The organism is Aeromicrobium sp. JP4 (assembly GCF_054957925.1).
In genome coordinates, this window is record NZ_CM143290.1 from 367969 (window position 1) to 384002 (window position 16034).

Annotated in this window: 18 protein-coding genes; 11 read left to right on the forward strand and 7 right to left on the reverse strand. The window is 71.1% G+C overall.

The features are described from left to right. The first annotated feature begins 93 nt into the window (after positions 1-93). From ACY1JX_RS01870 to ACY1JX_RS01880, 3 genes are all read left to right on the forward strand, one after another. A complete protein-coding gene (locus ACY1JX_RS01870; protein WP_181755813.1) occupies positions 94-918 on the forward strand; it encodes a bestrophin-like domain in 825 nt (274 codons plus the stop codon). 86 nt (positions 919-1004) lie between these two features. After that, a complete protein-coding gene (locus ACY1JX_RS01875) occupies positions 1005-1646 on the forward strand; it encodes a hypothetical protein (RefSeq protein ID WP_462565020.1) in 642 nt (213 codons plus the stop codon). Next, positions 1643-3016: a glutamate decarboxylase gene (locus ACY1JX_RS01880; RefSeq protein WP_462565021.1), complete on the forward strand. Its 1374-nt coding sequence runs from the start codon at positions 1643-1645 to the stop codon at positions 3014-3016. Before ACY1JX_RS01875 ends, ACY1JX_RS01880 begins: the two co-directional genes overlap by 4 nt. Before the next feature lie 8 nt (positions 3017-3024). On the opposite strand, the gene ACY1JX_RS01885 is transcribed toward ACY1JX_RS01880, so the two are convergent. Then, the gene (locus tag ACY1JX_RS01885; RefSeq protein ID WP_462565022.1) at positions 3025-3765 is read right to left on the reverse strand and encodes a gamma-glutamyl-gamma-aminobutyrate hydrolase family protein; all 741 of its coding nucleotides are present in this window, start codon (positions 3763-3765) and stop codon (positions 3025-3027) included. Beyond that, on the reverse strand, positions 3762-4376 hold the full coding sequence (locus tag ACY1JX_RS01890) for a dihydrofolate reductase family protein (protein ID WP_462565023.1): 615 nt from the start codon (positions 4374-4376) through the stop codon (positions 3762-3764). The genes ACY1JX_RS01885 and ACY1JX_RS01890 overlap by 4 nt, the downstream gene beginning before the upstream one ends. Positions 4377-4461: 85 nt before the next feature. On the opposite strand from ACY1JX_RS01890, the gene ACY1JX_RS01895 reads away from it, so the two are divergent. Further along, a complete protein-coding gene (locus tag ACY1JX_RS01895; protein WP_181755809.1) occupies positions 4462-5037 on the forward strand; it encodes an MOSC domain-containing protein in 576 nt (191 codons plus the stop codon). Here the strand turns inward: ACY1JX_RS01895 and ACY1JX_RS01900 are convergent, their stop codons facing one another. After that, the gene (locus ACY1JX_RS01900; RefSeq protein ID WP_462565024.1) at positions 5038-5502 is read right to left on the reverse strand and encodes a PPOX class F420-dependent oxidoreductase; all 465 of its coding nucleotides are present in this window, start codon (positions 5500-5502) and stop codon (positions 5038-5040) included. Between the two features lie 33 nt (positions 5503-5535). Here ACY1JX_RS01900 and ACY1JX_RS01905 point away from each other — a divergent pair, with 33 nt between their 5' ends. Beyond that, a complete protein-coding gene (locus tag ACY1JX_RS01905; RefSeq protein WP_462565025.1) occupies positions 5536-5934 on the forward strand; it encodes an NUDIX hydrolase in 399 nt (132 codons plus the stop codon). 31 nt (positions 5935-5965) lie between these two features. Beyond that, positions 5966-6610, forward strand: a complete 645-nt coding sequence (locus tag ACY1JX_RS01910) for a dihydrofolate reductase family protein (RefSeq protein WP_462565026.1) — start codon at positions 5966-5968, stop codon at positions 6608-6610. 1 nt (position 6611) lies between these two features. Here the strand turns inward: ACY1JX_RS01910 and ACY1JX_RS01915 are convergent, their stop codons facing one another. Next, positions 6612-7370, reverse strand: a complete 759-nt coding sequence (locus ACY1JX_RS01915) for a ZIP family metal transporter (RefSeq protein WP_462565027.1) — start codon at positions 7368-7370, stop codon at positions 6612-6614. A gap of 131 nt (positions 7371-7501) precedes the next feature. Here ACY1JX_RS01915 and ACY1JX_RS01920 point away from each other — a divergent pair, with 131 nt between their 5' ends. Continuing rightward, entirely contained in the window at positions 7502-8500 is a 999-nt protein-coding gene (locus tag ACY1JX_RS01920; protein WP_462565028.1) for an endonuclease/exonuclease/phosphatase family protein, read from the forward strand. 6 nt (positions 8501-8506) lie between these two features. Here ACY1JX_RS01920 and ACY1JX_RS01925 read toward each other — a convergent pair whose 3' ends face one another. Continuing rightward, on the reverse strand, positions 8507-10057 hold the full coding sequence (locus ACY1JX_RS01925) for a protein kinase domain-containing protein (RefSeq protein WP_462565029.1): 1551 nt from the start codon (positions 10055-10057) through the stop codon (positions 8507-8509). 114 nt (positions 10058-10171) lie between these two features. On the opposite strand from ACY1JX_RS01925, the gene ACY1JX_RS01930 reads away from it, so the two are divergent. From ACY1JX_RS01930 to ACY1JX_RS01945, 4 genes are all read left to right on the forward strand, one after another. Further along, positions 10172-10909, forward strand: a complete 738-nt coding sequence (locus ACY1JX_RS01930) for an ANTAR domain-containing protein (protein ID WP_462565030.1) — start codon at positions 10172-10174, stop codon at positions 10907-10909. 136 nt (positions 10910-11045) lie between these two features. Beyond that, positions 11046-11753, forward strand: coding sequence for a GAF and ANTAR domain-containing protein (locus tag ACY1JX_RS01935; protein ID WP_462565031.1), 708 nt, complete (start codon positions 11046-11048; stop codon positions 11751-11753). A 1-nt stretch (position 11754) separates the two neighbouring features. Further along, positions 11755-11901 carry an ANTAR domain-containing protein gene (locus tag ACY1JX_RS01940; RefSeq protein ID WP_462565032.1) on the forward strand — a complete coding sequence of 49 codons (147 nt, stop codon included), beginning with the start codon at positions 11755-11757 and terminating at the stop codon, positions 11899-11901. A gap of 35 nt (positions 11902-11936) precedes the next feature. Beyond that, positions 11937-13406 carry a SulP family inorganic anion transporter gene (locus ACY1JX_RS01945; RefSeq protein ID WP_462565033.1) on the forward strand — a complete coding sequence of 490 codons (1470 nt, stop codon included), beginning with the start codon at positions 11937-11939 and terminating at the stop codon, positions 13404-13406. A 4-nt stretch (positions 13407-13410) separates the two neighbouring features. Here the strand turns inward: ACY1JX_RS01945 and ACY1JX_RS01950 are convergent, their stop codons facing one another. Together ACY1JX_RS01950 and ACY1JX_RS01955 are read right to left on the reverse strand one after the other, a co-directional pair. Then, a complete protein-coding gene (locus ACY1JX_RS01950; RefSeq protein ID WP_462565034.1) occupies positions 13411-14706 on the reverse strand; it encodes a threonine/serine exporter family protein in 1296 nt (431 codons plus the stop codon). Continuing rightward, on the reverse strand, positions 14703-16034 hold the full coding sequence (locus ACY1JX_RS01955) for a M20/M25/M40 family metallo-hydrolase (protein ID WP_462565035.1): 1332 nt from the start codon (positions 16032-16034) through the stop codon (positions 14703-14705). Before ACY1JX_RS01955 ends, ACY1JX_RS01950 begins: the two co-directional genes overlap by 4 nt.

The following is a 16034-nucleotide window of genomic DNA, read 5'->3' on the forward strand; positions in this document are numbered from 1 at the left end:
GAGGGCCGGCGCCCACCTCACCTTCGTGGGATGAGGACGGGGGCCGGCCCGCCGCTTAGCGTCGGGGATCGTCCGGACGTATGGGAGGCCACGGTGAACGTGCTCGCGGCAGTCGGGGCGCTGACTCTCCTCACCGCGGCTGCGGCGGCGCTCATGCTCTTCGCGCGCACCCGGGCGCCCGAGGGCAGCCACTTCTCCGACGGCGACAGGGCCTCAGGTGTCTTCGGCGCCGTCGCCACGGGCTTCTCCGTGCTGCTGGGCTTCCTGATCTTCCTGGGCTTCAGCTCGTACGACGCCTCCCGCCAGGGTGCCGAGACCGAGGCCGTCCTCGTGCTGCAGCAGGCGCAGACCGCGCAGTTCATGGCACCCGCCGTCGCGGCGGACCTCTCGGGCGAGCTCGTCTGCTACGCCCGATCGGTGGCCACCACGGAGTGGGACACCCTGGACGAGGGCCGCCTCGGTGAGCGGGTGAACCCCTGGGGTGCCGAGCTCTTCCTGACCATGGTCGACGTCACGCCAGGGACCGAGACCCAGCAGTCGGCCTACGACCGGTGGATGGACCAGACGGCCGCCCGCGAGGATGCTCGCTTGGCACGGGTGCACGGCGCCGAGGGGATCGTCCCGCTGCCCCTGTGGATCGCGCTGGGCGTGCTCTCGCTGGTCCTCCTGGGATTCATGCTGCTGTTCGCCGACCCGGCCGAGGGGGTGGGAACCCAGGTGGCCCTGATCGGCAGCGTCACCGTGGTCATGGGAGCGCTGGTGCTGCTGCTGATCTTCTTCGACCACCCGCACGGAAGCGGCGTCGGGCGCCTCCAGCCCACCGCGATGGAACGCACCCTGCGCCTGCTCGACACCGAGTTCGAGGTGGCGGACGTCGAGGTGACACCTCCCTGCGACAGGCGCGGCCGGGCGCTGTGAGAGGCGGAAGCCACTCATCCCTTCTGGGTGATGGCCGTCCCCGCTGCGGCGCGGACGATGGACTGCGGAGCGAGGGGAGCAGACCCATGGACGGTGTGCTGTCGACGCGCGGTCCCGTCCGGCTGAACCTCCTGTGCGCTGGCTCCTTCGTCTGTGGCGGCTCGCTCTTCGCCGCCGGTGCGGCCCTGGCACAGCTGGGTCCCGAGGATCCGACCGTCGCCACGGTGACGTACCTCGTCGGCGGGTTCTTCTTCAGCCTCGGCGGCTACCTGTCGGTGCTGCTCGCCGGCCGAGCCCGCTCCCGGGCCCGGCTCAGCGCGGTGGTCCTGTTCGTCGGGACCCTGTTCTTCGCCGTCAGCCTCGTGGCCGCCTTCGCGGACGGACTGACCCCACGTCAGTCGAACGGCTGGATCTGGATCCCCGACATCATCGGCTGCCTCTGCTTCCTCGCATCGGGGCACCTGGCCCTGGTCGACGTCGGCGACGGACGGTGGGTCGTGCGCCCCGGTGTCCTGACGTGGTGGGTCGCGGCCGTGAACCAGCTCGGCTCGGCGTTCTTCTTCCTCGCCGGACTCGCCGCCTTCACCCGCCCCGCGACCGACCAGCTGGTCAACGTGGGGCTCGTCAACTGGGGGACCTTCGCCGGCGCCGTCTGCTTCGTGGGCGGCGCGATCCTCCAGGCCCTCGACACACCCACCTCGAAACGAACGGACGGTCTGGTCACATGACACTCGACGAGAAGCAGGCAGAGTCGCTCTACGGCAATCGCTTCCTGACGGAGCGGGCCCCCGCCACCGTCTTCCCGGCGAGCGGGATGCGTCCGACGGACGCGTTCCGGCTGCTCGAGGAGGACCTGAACCTCGAGGGCGATCCCCAGCGCAACCTCGCCACCTTCGTCACCACCTGGATGGAGCCCGAGGCGCAGCGGATCATCGCCGAGAACCTGCACCGGAACTTCATCGACCACGCTGAGTACCCCATCTCGGCCGAGATCGAGCAGCGGTGCGTGCGCATGCTCGCCGATCTCTTCAACGCGCCGGGGGAGACCACCGGCTGCCGGACACAAGGGTCGTCGGAGGCGATCATGCTCGGCGCCCTGTCGCTCAAGTGGAAGTGGAAGCAGCGTCGGGAGGCCGAGAACGCGTCGACCGATCGCCCGAACCTCGTCTTCGGTGCGGACGTCCACGTCGTCTGGGAGAAGTTCTGCCGGTACTTCGACGTCGAGCCCCGGATCGTCCCGCTCGCCGAGGACAAGTACACGATCGGCCCCGACGACGTGGCGCCGCACCTCGACGAGAACACGATCGGCGTCGTCGGCGTGCTCGGCACGACGTTCACCGGCCACATGGACGACATCGCCGGCATGAACCAGCTGCTCCTGGAAATCAAGTCGGAGCGTGGCCTCGACATCCCGATCCACGTGGACGGTGCCAGCGGCGGTTTCGTGTGGCCGTTCCTCTACCCCGACACCGCCTGGGACTTCCGGCTGGAGCAGGTCAGGTCGATCAACGTCTCCGGGCACAAGTACGGCCTGGTGTACCCCGGCATCGGGTGGCTCGTCTTCCGTGAGACCTCCGACCTGGCCGAGGACCTCGTCTTCTACGAGAACTACCTCGGCAAGACCGACGCGACCTTCACGCTGAACTTCTCGACCGGCGCGTCCATGGTGCTGGCGCAGTACTACAACTTCGTCCGCCTCGGCCGTGACGGCTACACCTACGTCATGCAGCAGATGAAGCAGAACGCCACCGCCCTGGCCGAGAACCTGCGGGCCGGCGGCCGCTTCGAGGTGATCGGTGCCGACCTGGAGCAGCTGCCCCTCGTGGCGTTCCGGCTGCACGGTGACCACGAGGGATACGACGAGTCCGACGTCTCGTGGCAGCTCTCGGCGGAGCGCGGCTGGATGGTGCCGGCCTACACGCTTCCCCCCAACGCCGAGAAGGTGAAGATCATGCGAGCCCTGGTGAAGGAGACGATGAGCCGCGAGCAGGTCGAGCGGCTCACCCAGGACATCGCCGACGCCTGCACCACCCTCGACGCCAAGGGCGGGGCGCACCACCGGGAGCGTCAGCAGACGAAGATCGGCACCGGCTTCTGACTGCGCCGTCAGGAGGCGGTCACGGGAGCCTGGTCCGTGAGGCGGCGCAGCAGCGCTCCCAGCTGCAGGTCGGCGGTCTCGGCGTGCTCCGGGTGCCACTGCACGCCGGTGATCGGGGCGGACTCGTGCACCACCGCCTCGACGACGCCGTCCGCCGCGCGAGCCGCGACGACCAGGCCGGCCGCGACGCGGTCGACCGCCTGGTGGTGGGCACAGCGCACGTCCTGCGACGCGTCCACCGCGGCACCGAGACCGTCGTGCGTCACGGTGACGCGGTTCCGGACGAAGTGGTCGTCGCCCTCCGCGCGGTGCCGGTGCGACGAGTCGAGGTGCTGCACGAGGGTGCCACCCAGGGCGACGTTCAGCACCTGGAGCCCGCGGCAGATCCCGAGCAGCGGCGTTCCCGCGGCGAGACACCGGTGCACCGCGTCGACGTGGGCCCGGTCCGCGTCCGGCTCGTGGTGTCCTGAGCCCGGGTACGTGGAGGGTCCGCCGTAGAACGACGGATCGACGTCCTCGCCGCCCATCAGGACAACCGCGTCGGCCCGGTCGACGAGATCCGCCGTGACTTCGGGACGGACCTCGGCCGAGGCGACCGGCACGACGTCCCACCCGAGCTCCTCGGCCACCCGGAGCGTGGGCGCGTTCAGCGCGTCGAGGGCGACCTGGAACGCGGGGTCGTGGGGTCGCTGGGTGCGCAGGTGCAGCACGGCGAGGAGGGGCCTCGCCGCCGTGGTCGAGCTCGTCACGTCGTCAGCGTAGGCGTGCTGGAGTCCCAGGTGCGGAGCGAGGGGCGATAGGTCAGCTCGACCGTCTGGCCGTCGAAGGTGCGGGTGCCGACCAATTCGAGGTCGAAGTCGGCGGCTCCGCCGAGGACCGGCCGCTCACCGGTCTGACCGGTGATCACGGGGAAGACCGTCAGCTGCACGACGTCCACGAGTCCGGCCGCCAGCAGCGCCCAGTTCAGCGAGAGGCTGCCGTGCGAGCGCAGCGGCACGTCGGACTCCTCCTTCAGCCGCGTCACGACGTCGACGGCGTCGCCCCGGGCCATGGTCGCGTCGACCCAGTCGGCCTGGGGGTCGACGGTGGACGAGACCACCGTCGCGGGCATCCGGCGCATCCGTCCCACCCACGAGTCCTCGATCTCGGGCCAGTCCTGCGACGCGGCGAACATCTCCACGAACTCCCGGAAGGTGGTGCCGCCGAAGACCATGCGCGCCTCGTCGGAGTAGAGCCGATCGCGGTGCTCAACGAACTCGGGCCCCTGCTTGCCCCAGTAGCCGCCCCAGTCGCCCGGCGGTCGGTAGGAGCCGTAGCCGTCGACGCTCGCGAAGACGTCGAAGGTGTAGGTCGCGGTCATGGTGCCTCCGGTGGTGCGTTCCTGCCTCCGAGTGTGCGCCCGGCGCGACCCTCACGGCCAGCCCCGCCTCTGGCAGCATGGTCACGTGCCCCAGCCCCGTGTCGTCGCTGTCAGCCGGGACGACCAGCACCGCTTCAGCAAGGTGCCGGTCGACTCGATCACCCTCGTGGCCGGCCACGGGGTCGAGGGCGATGCCCATGCCGGCGCCTTCGTGAAGCACCGCTCCCGGGTCAAGCGCGACCCCCAGCAGCCGAACCTGCGCCAGGTGCACCTGATCCACGCGGAGCTCTTCGACGAGGCCCTCGCCCAGGGCTACGAGCTCGGTCCCGGGGACCTCGGCGAGAACGTCCTCACCGAGGGCGTCGACCTGCTGGGACTGCCCACCGGGACGCGGCTGGACTTCGGCGGGCCCGTGGTGCGGCTCACCGGGCTGCGCAACCCGTGCGTCCAGATCAACCGGTTCAAGCCCGGGCTGGTCAAGGTCGTGCTGGCGAAGGACGACGGCACACCGGCCGGACGCCCGGTCGGCACCTCGGTGCCCACGGTGATCAGGAAGGCCGGCGTCATGGCGGTGGTGGAGTCCGGCGGCGACGTCGTCCCGGGCCGTCCGATCACCGTCACCCTTCCGGCCGAGCCGCACGCACCACTCGCCCCGGTCTGACTAGTCCTGCACGAGCCGGGCGGGGAACCCGCCCGTGGCGATCGGGCCCCATGACGTCGGCGTGATCCGGATGAGGCTCTTGCCCTGGTCGACCATCGCCCGGCGGTACTCGTCCCAGTCAGGGTGCTCGCCGGAGATGTTCCTGAAGTACTCCACGAAGGCGTCGAGAGCCTCGGGCACGTCGAGGACCTCGGCCGACCCGTCGACCTGGACCCAGGCGTCGTTCCACTCGTCGGACAGGACGACCACGCTGACCCGCGCGTCCCGGCGGGCATTGCGGGTCTTCGCGCGCTCGGGGTAGGTCGAGACCACGAGTCGTCCCGCGTCGTCCACGCCCCCGGTGACCGGGGAGGCCTGGGGCCTCCCGTCGGAGCGATGCGTGATGAGGATGAACCGGTGCCGGGGACGGACGAACTCGAGCAGCTCGTCGAGGCCGACCCGGGTGGTGGTGGCGATGGAGGGCATGGGATCACGCTACGCCCGGGAGATGATGAGGGCGTGTCGGAAGATCCCGTGCTCGCCGCGAGCGCCGTCGTCGTCGAGGAGGGCCGGATCCTGCTGGTCCGCCGCGGCCGTGAGCCGGGCCGCGGGCTGTGGTCGGTGCCGGGCGGCAAGGTCGAGCCGGGGGAGTCGCTCGAGGCCGCCTGCTCCCGCGAGGTGCTCGAGGAGACCGGCCTCACGGTGACGGTCGGCCCCGAGCTCTGGGTCGTCCGGATCCCGACCGGCGACGGTCGCGAGTTCGAGATCCACGACTTCGCCGCGACGGTGACGGGCGGAGCGCTGCGAGCCGGTGACGACGCGGACGAGGCGGCGTGGATCCCGCTCCAGCAGCTCGGCGACCTGCCGCTCGTGGACTCACTCCTCGACCACCTGCGCCGCGCGGGCCTAGGGTCGTGACATCCCGCTCGTCGTCATCGGAGGTGGCCCCATGGCCCCGATCGTCCGTGTCCAGAACTTCATGCTCTCCCGCGACGGGTACGGCAGCGGGGAGGGCCAGAGTCTCGAGCGGCCGTTCGGGCACGCCGATCCGGCGGTCCTCGCCGGCTGGATGCTGGCCACGGCCCACTGGCCGGGCCGGACCGAGCCGGGCGGCACGCGCGGGCTCGACGACTACTTCACCCGCGACTTCGGCAACAACATCGGCGCGGAGATCATGGGCCGCAACAAGTTTGGGCCGCAGCGCGGACCGTGGGAGGACCACGACTGGCAGGGCTGGTGGGGCGACGAGCCGCCGTTCCACACTCCGGTGTTCGTCCTGACCCACCACGAGCGCCCGTCGTTCGCGCTGGGCGACACCACCTTCCACTTCCTGGAGGCCACGCCCGAGGAGGCGCTGGCCCGCGCGATGGAGGCCGCGGACGGCAAGGACGTGCGGATCGGTGGAGGTGTCGCCACGGTGCTCGAGTTCCTCGCGGCCGACCTGATCGACACGCTGCACGTCGTCGTCGTGCCCACCGAGCTCGGTCGCGGCGAGCGCCTGTGGAACGCGCCCGAGGACCTGCTCGACCGCTTCCACCTGGAGCAGGTGCCCAGCCCGAGCGGCGTGGTGCACCACCTGTTCTGGCGCCGCTGAGTCAGCCCGCCCGGGAGATCGTGAAGGCGCACAGGAAGCCGATCGTCGCCAGCAGGCCCACGTAGAGGTGGGTGCGCTCGAAGGCCTCGGGGATCATCGTGTCGGCAACCATCGCCAAGATGGCGCCGGCGGCGCTCGCGGTGATGGCGGCGATCGTGGTGGGCGAGGCCTCGTCGAGCAGGAGGCAGCCGGCCATCGCGGCCAGTCCGCTGGCGACCGCGATCCCGCCCCACACGCCGAACACGTAACGGGCCGACCGGCCGCTGCGCTTCATGCCCGCGGCGCTGGAAAGTCCCTCGGGGAGGTTGGAGACGAAGATGGCCGCCAGCACGGGCACCCCGACCCCGCCGCCGCTCACGAGCGACAGCCCGAGCACCACCGACTCGGGCACGCCGTCGAGCAGGGCGCCGATCGCGATGGCCGTGCCGCTGCCCGCCTGCTCCTGCTCGGACGCCTGCTCGGAGCCGGACCGCTTCCGGTGGCGGGCGCCGTACCGCGCCAGCACGAGGTTCGCCGCGACGTAGACGAGAGCGCCGGCGAGGAAGCCGAGCACGGTGGGCGTGAGCCCACCCAGCTCCTCGGCCTCGTCGACCAGGTCGAAGGCCAGGGCCGAGATCAGCACGCCGGCGCCGAACGCCATGATCGAGGCCACGACGCGGCGCGGCACGTCCACGAACCACGCGACGGCCGCGCCGATGACCAGGGCGCCGCCGGCCAGTAGGCCCCACAGGCCCGCCTCGACCCAGAGCGGCACGTCCATGCCCCGATGATGTCAGCCGGATGGCCCGGGTGAGCCGTTCCGGGCGCATGATGAAACCCACGGACCCGGATCGGAGCCGTATCAGCCGGCGGCGCCGGGCGCTCGTGATCGGTGAGCGAGGAGGTGGACGCATGTCCGTCGACTACTACGTCGCCTGGTGGAACCTGGAGAACCTCTTCGACGAGGAGAAGGCACCCGCGACGCGTCGTACCGAGAAGCTCCGCCGGACGATCGGGAACGACCTGGTGGGCTGGACCCGCACCCTGCGCAACCGCAAGATCGACCAGCTCGCCTCGGTGATCGCCCAGATGAACGGCGGCGCCGGACCCGACCTGCTCGGCGTGTGCGAGGTGGAGAACCGGTTCGTGCTCAACCTCCTCGTGGCCAACCTGGAGAAGCGGCTGCCGGGACGTCACTACGGGATCGCCCACGCCGACACCGACGACGCGCGCGGCATCGACGTCGCGTTCCTGTATGAGACGTCGCTGCTCGAGGTCCCCCCGAACGAGACGTTCTTCCACGTCGTCATGCGCCGCAACGCCACGCGCGAGCTGGTGCAGGTGAACTTCCGCACCACGCACGGCGCCAGGACCTGGACCGTGTTCGGCAATCACTGGCCGTCGCGCAGCGGGGGCCAGTTCGAGTCGGCCGGCTACCGCCACATCGCGGGGGAGACCCTCGCCTACTTCCATGAACGGGTCCTCGAGGTGCACGGACCCGAGACGCCCGTGATCGTCCTCGGCGACTTCAACGACGAGCCCTTCGACGCCTCGCTCGTGCAGCACGCGCTCAGCACCCGCCAGCGCAACCGCGTGACCGGTGCGGAGATCCCGCTGCTGTGGAACCTCGCCTGGCCGGTGGCCGGCGGCAGGTCGGGGCAGCCGGACGGAACGTTCTACTGGCAGAACCAGCCCAACATGCTCGACCAGGTGCTGGTGAACCGCGCGATGACGGGGGAAGGACCCCTGCGGGTGGACGAGGCCTCGGTGGAGATCCTGAGGTTCCCGGGGACGTCCGACGACGGACCGTACCCGCGCCCCGTGCCGTTCGGGGGGATGGGTCACCCGGTGGACGAGAACGGGTTCTCCGACCACTTCCCGCTCGGGATGCGCGTCACCGAGGCCGACTGAGCGGCGTCAGTTCCCCTTGCCCTTCCCCTTGCTCTTGCCCTTTCCGGAGTTGCCCTTCCCGGAGTTGCCCTTGCCGGAGTTGCCGTTGCCACTTCCCGAGGACGAGCCTGCGTCCCCGGAACCGGAGCCGGTCGGCGCGGGGGCCGCCACGGGGGCCACCGCGACCGACAGGGTCACGGTGGAGCCGTCGGGCAGTCGCCCGGACTTGTCGACCGCCACCACCTCGCCGGTGTCTCCGGCACGCGTGACGTCGTCGCGCTCCACGACGAAGCCGCGACTCTCCAGCACCGCGGCCGCCTCGGCGAACGGCTTGCCGATGAGGCTCTTCGCGGAGATCCGCACCTTGCCCGAGGCGACCGACAGTGTGACGGGCGCGCCGTCGGTGCCCTCGGTGCCGGGGGAGGGGGACTGCTCGACCACCTCGCCCTTCGGCGTGCCGGCCACGTCGACGATCTCGGCCCGCGAGGTGAGTCCTTCGTCCTCGATGCGGTCGGCAGCGGCGGCCGCCTGGAGGCCGACGACGTCCGGGATCACCGGGGCGCCACCGAACAGCAGCTCGCGGCCGCCCAGCAGCAGCGCAGCAACCAGCACGGCCACGCCCACGGCGGCGTAGGCACCCACCGGGCGTCGGTGCCGCGTGACGACCGCCTTCTGCGTGGCAGTCGCGAGGGGGACGCTCGTCTCCACGGCCGCGCGTGCGGGCCTCGGCACCTCGAAGGTCGCAGGGAGTTCGATCGAGGTAGCGGCACCGATGGCGGCGGCGCGGCGCGCCACGTCGCCCGCCGTCGCCGGGCGGTCCGCCGGGTCCTTCGCCGTCATCGCGGTGATGAGCTGCTGGACCTCCGCGGGCACGGAGGGATCGAACGGGGGCAGCTCGTCGTGCAGCTGCGCCATCGCCGTGGCGATGTGCGTGTCGCGCCGGAAGGGCGACCGGCCCGTCAGGCAGTGGTAGGCGACCACGCCGAGGGCGTAGACGTCGGACTGAGCCGTCGCGCTCCTGCCGCGCACCTGCTCGGGGCTGATGTAGTCGGTGGTGCCGACGAGGGAGCCCGTGTCGGTCAGGGGCTCGCTCGTGGCGGCCTGCGCGATCCCGAAGTCGACGAGGACCGTCCGCCCGGCCGGAGTCAGCATGATGTTGGCCGGCTTCAGATCGCGGTGGACGATGCCGGCGTCGTGAGCCGCCTGCAGCCCGTCGGCCACCTGCTCCACCACGGACATCACCTGCTCGGGCGGCATCGGGCCGCGCTCCCTCAGCAGCTGGCTCAGGGAGTGCCCCTCGACGTACTGCATGACGATGAACGTGGGCCCGTCCGGCGTGGTGTCGTCCTCGACGTAGTCGAAGACCTGGGCGACGCCGGGATGGTGGATCGACGCGGCGAGATGGGCCTCGCTGCGCATGCGCGCGCGGCCGATGTCGTCGCCGCTCTGGTCGCCGCGCAGCACCTTGACCGCCACGGTCCGCCCGAGCACGGTGTCCGTGGCCCGGTGGACCGCTCCCATCCCACCGGAGCCGACGACCGCGCCCAGCGTGTACCGCTGACTCAGTCGCACATCCATGTCTGAAACCCTAGGACGGCGTCGTCGTACCCGCATGCGGGCGTTGGCGTAGGGTGAGAGCGAACGTGCTCGCGATGCACTTGGGGGGCCGATCTGCGCGGAAAGGCGGTACGCATGACCACGGAGTCGCCGACTGGTCCGGCCTCGCCTGCCGAAGAGCCCGAGCGCTCCGGTCAGCACGACCCGTTCGATCTGGCCCAGACCGTCCTTGCGCTGCACGAGGCCGCTGACAGCGAACAGACGATCGAGCGCATCGCGGACTACTCGCGCTCCGCGATCGCCTGTGACGACGCCGGCGTCATGCTGCTACTCGGTCGCAACCAGATCGACACGGCGGGCGCTACGAGCGACGCTGTCGTCCGGGCCCACGAGCTGCAGATCAAGCTCGACGAAGGACCGTGCCTCGCCGCGCTCGAGCAGAGCGAGACCATCTACAGCGTCGAGGACACGACGACCGACACCCGGTGGCCACGATGGGGCGCCGCCGTCGCCGACTTGGGGTATCGCAGTGTGCTCAGCGTCCCGTTGGCGACGAAGAGCCGTCGGTACGGCTCGCTCAACGTCTACGCGCGTGAGCCGCGGGCCTTCGACGAGGACGACTTGGCCGTCACGATGATCCTCGCCCGTCACGCCTCCGCGTCCCTGGCAGCGAACCTCGACATCGAGGGATTGCGCAAGGCCGTGGACGCCCGCAAGCTCATCGGCATCGCGATGGGCATGATCATGGAGCGCTACGACATCGACGCAGATCGCGCGTTCGACGTGCTCCGTCGGATCTCGCAGACCGAGAACGTCAAGCTGCGCGACGTCGCGCGCCAGGTCGTCGAGCAACGGGGCCTGCCCGGGGCCTGAGCTCACTGGTGGGTCACCAGCAGCGCCGCGCCAGCATCACCAAGCGCTCGCTGAACTATCCTGAGGTCGTGGAGCCACAACGTCCCACGGGTCGCAGGTGGATTCTGGCGGCCGCGACCGGGATGGGGGATTCCTGATGACCGAGACCTACGACCACGTGATCTCCCGGCTCGCGGCGATCCTCGCTTCATTGCAGGACGTCGAGCCCCTCATCGAGCGGCTGTGCGAGGCGGGCCGGCGGATGCTCCGCGCGGATGGGGCCTCGATCGTGCTGCCCGGGGAGTCGGACCTGCGGGTCACCGCCTGCTCCACCGACGAGCTGGCAGCGACGTTCGAGGACCTCCAGACCGTGGTCGGGGAGGGCCCCACGCCCGCCGCCCTGGACTCGGGCGACGTCAGCACCGCCGACATCCTGGACGGCGACGACGAGGCGTGGCCCCTGTTCCACGAGCGCGTTGTCCAGCTGGGCTTCTCGGGCCTGGTCACGTCGGTGCCCCTGATCTTCGAGCACCACACGGTGGGCGTCCTGAGCGTGCACCGGCAGTCGCCCGACCAGATCGAGGCGGGCGTCTACCGCTTCCTGGGCGCGGCGCTGGGCGCCGCGCTCCTCGAGGACCCGGCGAACGCGCTCGGCGGCGGATCCCAGGACGTGGGGTGGTCGTCGCAGGCGAAGGTGCACCAGGCCACGGGCATGGTCATCGCCCAGGTCGGGGTGCGTCCCACGGACGCCATCGCGCTGCTGAAGGCGCAGGCGTTCTCGGCAGGAACCACGTTGCTCGAGGTGGCGGAGCACGTTCTCGAACGCCAGATCAACTTTCGGAACTTCACGGTGGAGGGTGACTGACATGGACGCCAAGGGTGTGCTCGCCGAGCGTCACGGCCTCTCGATGGAGGACGCCTACGACCGGCTGGTCGACGACGCCGCCGAGGCCGGCCGCCCGCTCACCGAGTGGGCCGACGCGCTCATCGCGGAAGTGCAGGGTCGGTCCTGAGCGCTCCGGTCGGTCGCGTCCCCGAGTCCGGTCAGGTGCACTCGGTTCGTGCCGCGCTGAAGTCTCCCCGCCTGCTGCGCACCGAGGTCCTGGCCGGTCTCGTGGTCGCGCTGGCCCTCATCCCCGAGGCGATCTCCTTCTCGATCATCGCGGGCGTGGACCCGCAGGTCGGCCTCTTCGCCTCGTTCACGATGGCCGTGACGGTCGCGATCCTGGGCGGCCGCCCGGCGATGATCTCGGCGGCCACCGGCGCGGTCGCCCTCGTGGTCGCGCCCGTCATGCGCGACCACGGCTTCGACTACCTCATCGCCACTGTCATCCTCGGCGGGCTCATCCAGATCGTGCTGGCGGTGGCCGGCGTCGCGCGGCTCATGCGCTTCATCCCGCGCTCGGTGATGGTCGGCTTCGTCAACTCCCTGGCGATCCTCATCCTCCTGGCGCAGATCCCGCACCTGGTCGACGTCCCGTGGCTGGTCTATCCGATGGTCGCCGCGGGACTGATCGTGATCGTCCTGCTCCCGCGGATCACGAGCGTGGTGCCGGCGCCCCTGGTGGCGATCGTGGTCCTTACGGCGATCACGGTCGTGGCCGCGCTCAACGTGCCGAACGTCGGCGACGAGGGTGAGCTGCCCAGCAGCCTCCCGGCGCTGTTCACCCCCGATGTGCCCTGGACGCTCGAGACCCTGCGGATCATCGCCCCCTACGCGGTGGGGATGGCCCTCGTCGGCCTGATGGAGTCACTCATGACGGCCAAGCTCGTCGACGACATCACCGACACCCACTCGGACAAGACGCGCGAGTCGTGGGGTCAGGGTGTCGCCAACGTGGTCACCGGCCTCTTCGGCGGCATGGGCGGCTGCGCCATGATCGGCCAGACGATGATCAACGTGAAGGCGTCGGGTGCACGCACACGGATCTCCACGTTCCTCGCGGGCGTCTTCCTGCTCGTGCTCGTGGTCGGCTTCGGCGACGCCGTCGCGACGATCCCGATGGCCGCGCTCGTGGCGGTGATGATCATGGTCTCGGTCGGCACGTTCGACTGGCACAGCGTCGCCCCGTCCACCCTGCGCCGGATGCCGCGCAGCGAGACGCTCGTGATGGTGGTGACCGTCGCGGTGGTCGTGGCGACGGAGAACCTCGCGATCGGCGTGGTCGCCGGTGTCGTGGTCGCCTCGGTGCTGTTCGCCCGACGGGTGGCCCACTTCACTGAGGTCGTCGACGTCGCCCAGCCCGATCCGGAGACCCGCGTCTACAAGGTTGTGGGGGAGCTGTTCTTCGCCTCCAGCAACGACCTCGTCTACCAGTTCGACTACGCCGGCGATCCGCCGAACGTCGTCATCGACCTCTCGGAGTCCCACATCTGGGACGCCTCGAGCGTCGCGGCCCTCGACGCGATCGAGACGAAGTACGCGGCCAAGGGCAAGACGGTGACGATCCGCGGCCTCAACGAGGCGAGTCGCGAGCGCCACGGTCGCCTGGCCGGGCACCTCGACGCGGGGGAGTGAGCTCCTAGTCGACCTGACCCCGGCCCACCATCCGCGGGCCGGAGAGCCGTCGCTCGATGCGGTGCGCCTCCCGCTTGAGCGGACGCGCGATGTACTGCCCGAGGATCACCCCCGATGCCAGGGCGAGCGCCGTGGCGAGGGCCGACGCCAGCTCGAGCACGCCGTCCTCGCCCTCGGCGAGCAGGGCCAGCCCACGGTAGACGTCCAGGCCCGGCAGGAGCGGGACGATCGCCGGAACGACGACCACGAGGGGCGGCACCAGGAACCGGCCGGCGACGAGGTGGCAGACCCCGCCGATCACCACCGCAGCGGTCGCTGCGCCCCAGGTGCGCCCGACGTCGGTGGCATTGACCGACAGCAGCACGGCCTGCCCGAGCGCCCCGACCAGGGCGACCGCCACGAGGGCACGCAGCGGGGCGTAGGACGCGTAGGCGAACGCGGCGGCCGCCGTCGCGGCCCCGATCACCGTGGCCCCCACCTCGGCCAGCCCGGACGCGCCGACGACGGTGACGTTGAAGAGATCGACCCCGAGCAGGTCGCCGACCGTCAGGCCCGCTGCGACCCCGGCGATGATGCCCATGGTGTTCAGGAACGCGTCGATGACGCGAGCGGCAGCCGTCACGGGGAATCCGGTGAGCGCGTCCTGCGTGGCACCGAGGATGCCGACGCCCGCCAGCAGCATCACGATGCCGGCCGTGACGACGCGGGACGGGTTCACGTCGAGCGTCGTCGCGGAGGCGCCCACCGCGACCATGGTGGCGACGAAGCCGCCCGCGGCCTGCTGGTAGAACGGCGGGATGCGCTGGGGCGGCAGCAGGCGCTGGGTCGCATCGATGCCGCACGCGGCGATGAACGCGAGCAGGCAGACCAGCGGTCCGCCGCCCAGCGTGAGCGCGATCCCTGCACCCATGAAGCCCCAGCCGACCGTCACGGACCACCGTCTCCGCTGGTGCCCGGTCGAGACGATGCGTGCGACCTGGTCCCGCGCCTCGAGCCGCGTGGTGTCGCCGGCGACCATGGCACTCACGGCCTGGTCGACCTCGATCAGGTCGGCGTAGTCGACGGGGCGCCGGTTCACGCGGCGGACCTGGATCGCGGCGGCCTCGTCCCGGCCGGGCTGGTGGCGCAGGGTGAGGTCGACGAACGTCACGTCCGCCGACACGTTGCGCACCCCGCAGGCGCGGGTGACCTCCAGCATCGTGGCGCTGACGTCAGCGGCCCCCGCCCCCGAGGACAGCAGGACCTCCCCGATCCGCAACGCGAGGTCCAGCGTCTCGTAGACCTCGCGCCGGTCCGTCATGCGAAGCGCTGGAGGAACAGCGCCTCCGACAGGGCCATGGACGCGATCTCGGTCGGGTCGACGCTCTCGTTCGGGGCGTGGATGAGCGCCTGGGGCTCCTCCACGCCCATGAGAACGATCTCCGCCTCGGGGTACAGCTCGGCGAAGACGTTGCACAGCGGGATCGACCCGCCCTGTCCGAGATGCGTCATCTCCACTCCGTACGCCTCCTGCATCGCAGCTGCCAGGGCCCGGTAGGCCGGGCCGTCCGTCGCGGCCTGGAACGGCGATCCCGTGGCCTCGATCTCGACGCTGCAGTGCACCCCCCACGGCGTGGCCGCGTCCAGGTGGGCGACCAGGCGGGACTCGGCCTCCTGCGGCGTGATGCCCGGCGGGATGCGCAGGTTCAGCCGCGCCGACGCCTTCGGCACGATCGCGGCCGCCGAGCCGACCACCGGGGGACAGTCGATGCCCAGGATGGTCAGCGCCGGCCGCGCCCACAGCATGTCGGACACGCTCCCACTGCCGAGCAGCGAGACGCCGTCGAGCACCCCCGCATCGGAGCGGAACTGGGCGTCCGGGTAGGGCGCCCCCGTCCACTCCTGGGTGTTCTCCATCCCGTCGACGACGGTGTCCCCGTCCTCGTCGCGCATGGTCGAGAGCGCCTGCACCAGCGCGGCCAGCGCGTCGGGGGCGGCGCCGCCGAACATGCCGGAGTGCAGCTCGGTGGTCGCCGACTCCATCGTCACCACGACGTTCACCATGCCGCGCAGGCTCACCGTCGCCGCCGGCCGACCCACGGCGGCGTTCCCCGTGTCGCAGACCAGGATGGCGTCGGCCCGGAAGAGCTCGGGGTTGGCCTGCACGAACTCCTCGAGCCCGCCGGTGCCCTGCTCCTCCGACCCCTCCACCACCAGCTTGAGGTTGACCGCGAGGTCGTCGCCCAGGGCGCGCAGCGCGGTCAGGTGCATGAGGATGTTGCCCTTGCAGTCGGCAGTGCCACGGCCGTACCAGCGGCCGTCCACCTCCGTCATCTCGAACGGGGGAGTGCGCCAGGCCTGCTCGTCGACGGGCGGCTGGACGTCGTAGTGGGCGTAGAGCAGGACCGTCGGCGCGTCCGGCCGGGACCCGGCGCGGGACCCGACCACCGCCTGGCTGCCGTCCGCCGTCTCCTCCAGACGTACGTCGAACCCGACCCCGGCGAACCTGTCGCGCACCCAGGCCGCCGCCCGCTCGCACTCCTCGGGCGGGAACTGGCGCGGATCGGCCACGGACGGGATGGCGACGAGCTCGGCCAGCTCGTCGTGCACGTCGCCCATGAGATCGGTGATGCGCTGCTTGAGGTCCAT

Coding starts and splice junctions, on each gene's coding strand:
- ACY1JX_RS01875 (WP_462565020.1), top strand. CDS start 1,005: ATGGACGGTGTGCTGTCGACGCGCGGTCCCGTCCGGCTGAACCTCCTG.
- ACY1JX_RS01880 (WP_462565021.1), top strand. CDS start 1,643: ATGACACTCGACGAGAAGCAGGCAGAGTCGCTCTACGGCAATCGCTTC.
- ACY1JX_RS01890 (WP_462565023.1), bottom strand. CDS start 4,376: ATGACCGCGACCTACACCTTCGACGTCTTCGCGAGCGTCGACGGCTAC.
- ACY1JX_RS01900 (WP_462565024.1), bottom strand. CDS start 5,502: ATGCCCTCCATCGCCACCACCACCCGGGTCGGCCTCGACGAGCTGCTC.
- ACY1JX_RS01910 (WP_462565026.1), top strand. CDS start 5,966: ATGGCCCCGATCGTCCGTGTCCAGAACTTCATGCTCTCCCGCGACGGG.
- ACY1JX_RS01915 (WP_462565027.1), bottom strand. CDS start 7,370: ATGGACGTGCCGCTCTGGGTCGAGGCGGGCCTGTGGGGCCTACTGGCC.
- ACY1JX_RS01920 (WP_462565028.1), top strand. CDS start 7,502: ATGTCCGTCGACTACTACGTCGCCTGGTGGAACCTGGAGAACCTCTTC.
- ACY1JX_RS01925 (WP_462565029.1), bottom strand. CDS start 10,057: ATGGATGTGCGACTGAGTCAGCGGTACACGCTGGGCGCGGTCGTCGGC.
- ACY1JX_RS01930 (WP_462565030.1), top strand. CDS start 10,172: ATGACCACGGAGTCGCCGACTGGTCCGGCCTCGCCTGCCGAAGAGCCC.
- ACY1JX_RS01935 (WP_462565031.1), top strand. CDS start 11,046: ATGACCGAGACCTACGACCACGTGATCTCCCGGCTCGCGGCGATCCTC.
- ACY1JX_RS01940 (WP_462565032.1), top strand. CDS start 11,755: ATGGACGCCAAGGGTGTGCTCGCCGAGCGTCACGGCCTCTCGATGGAG.
- ACY1JX_RS01950 (WP_462565034.1), bottom strand. CDS start 14,706: ATGACGGACCGGCGCGAGGTCTACGAGACGCTGGACCTCGCGTTGCGG.
- ACY1JX_RS01955 (WP_462565035.1), bottom strand. CDS start 16,034: ATGGACCTCAAGCAGCGCATCACCGATCTCATGGGCGACGTGCACGAC.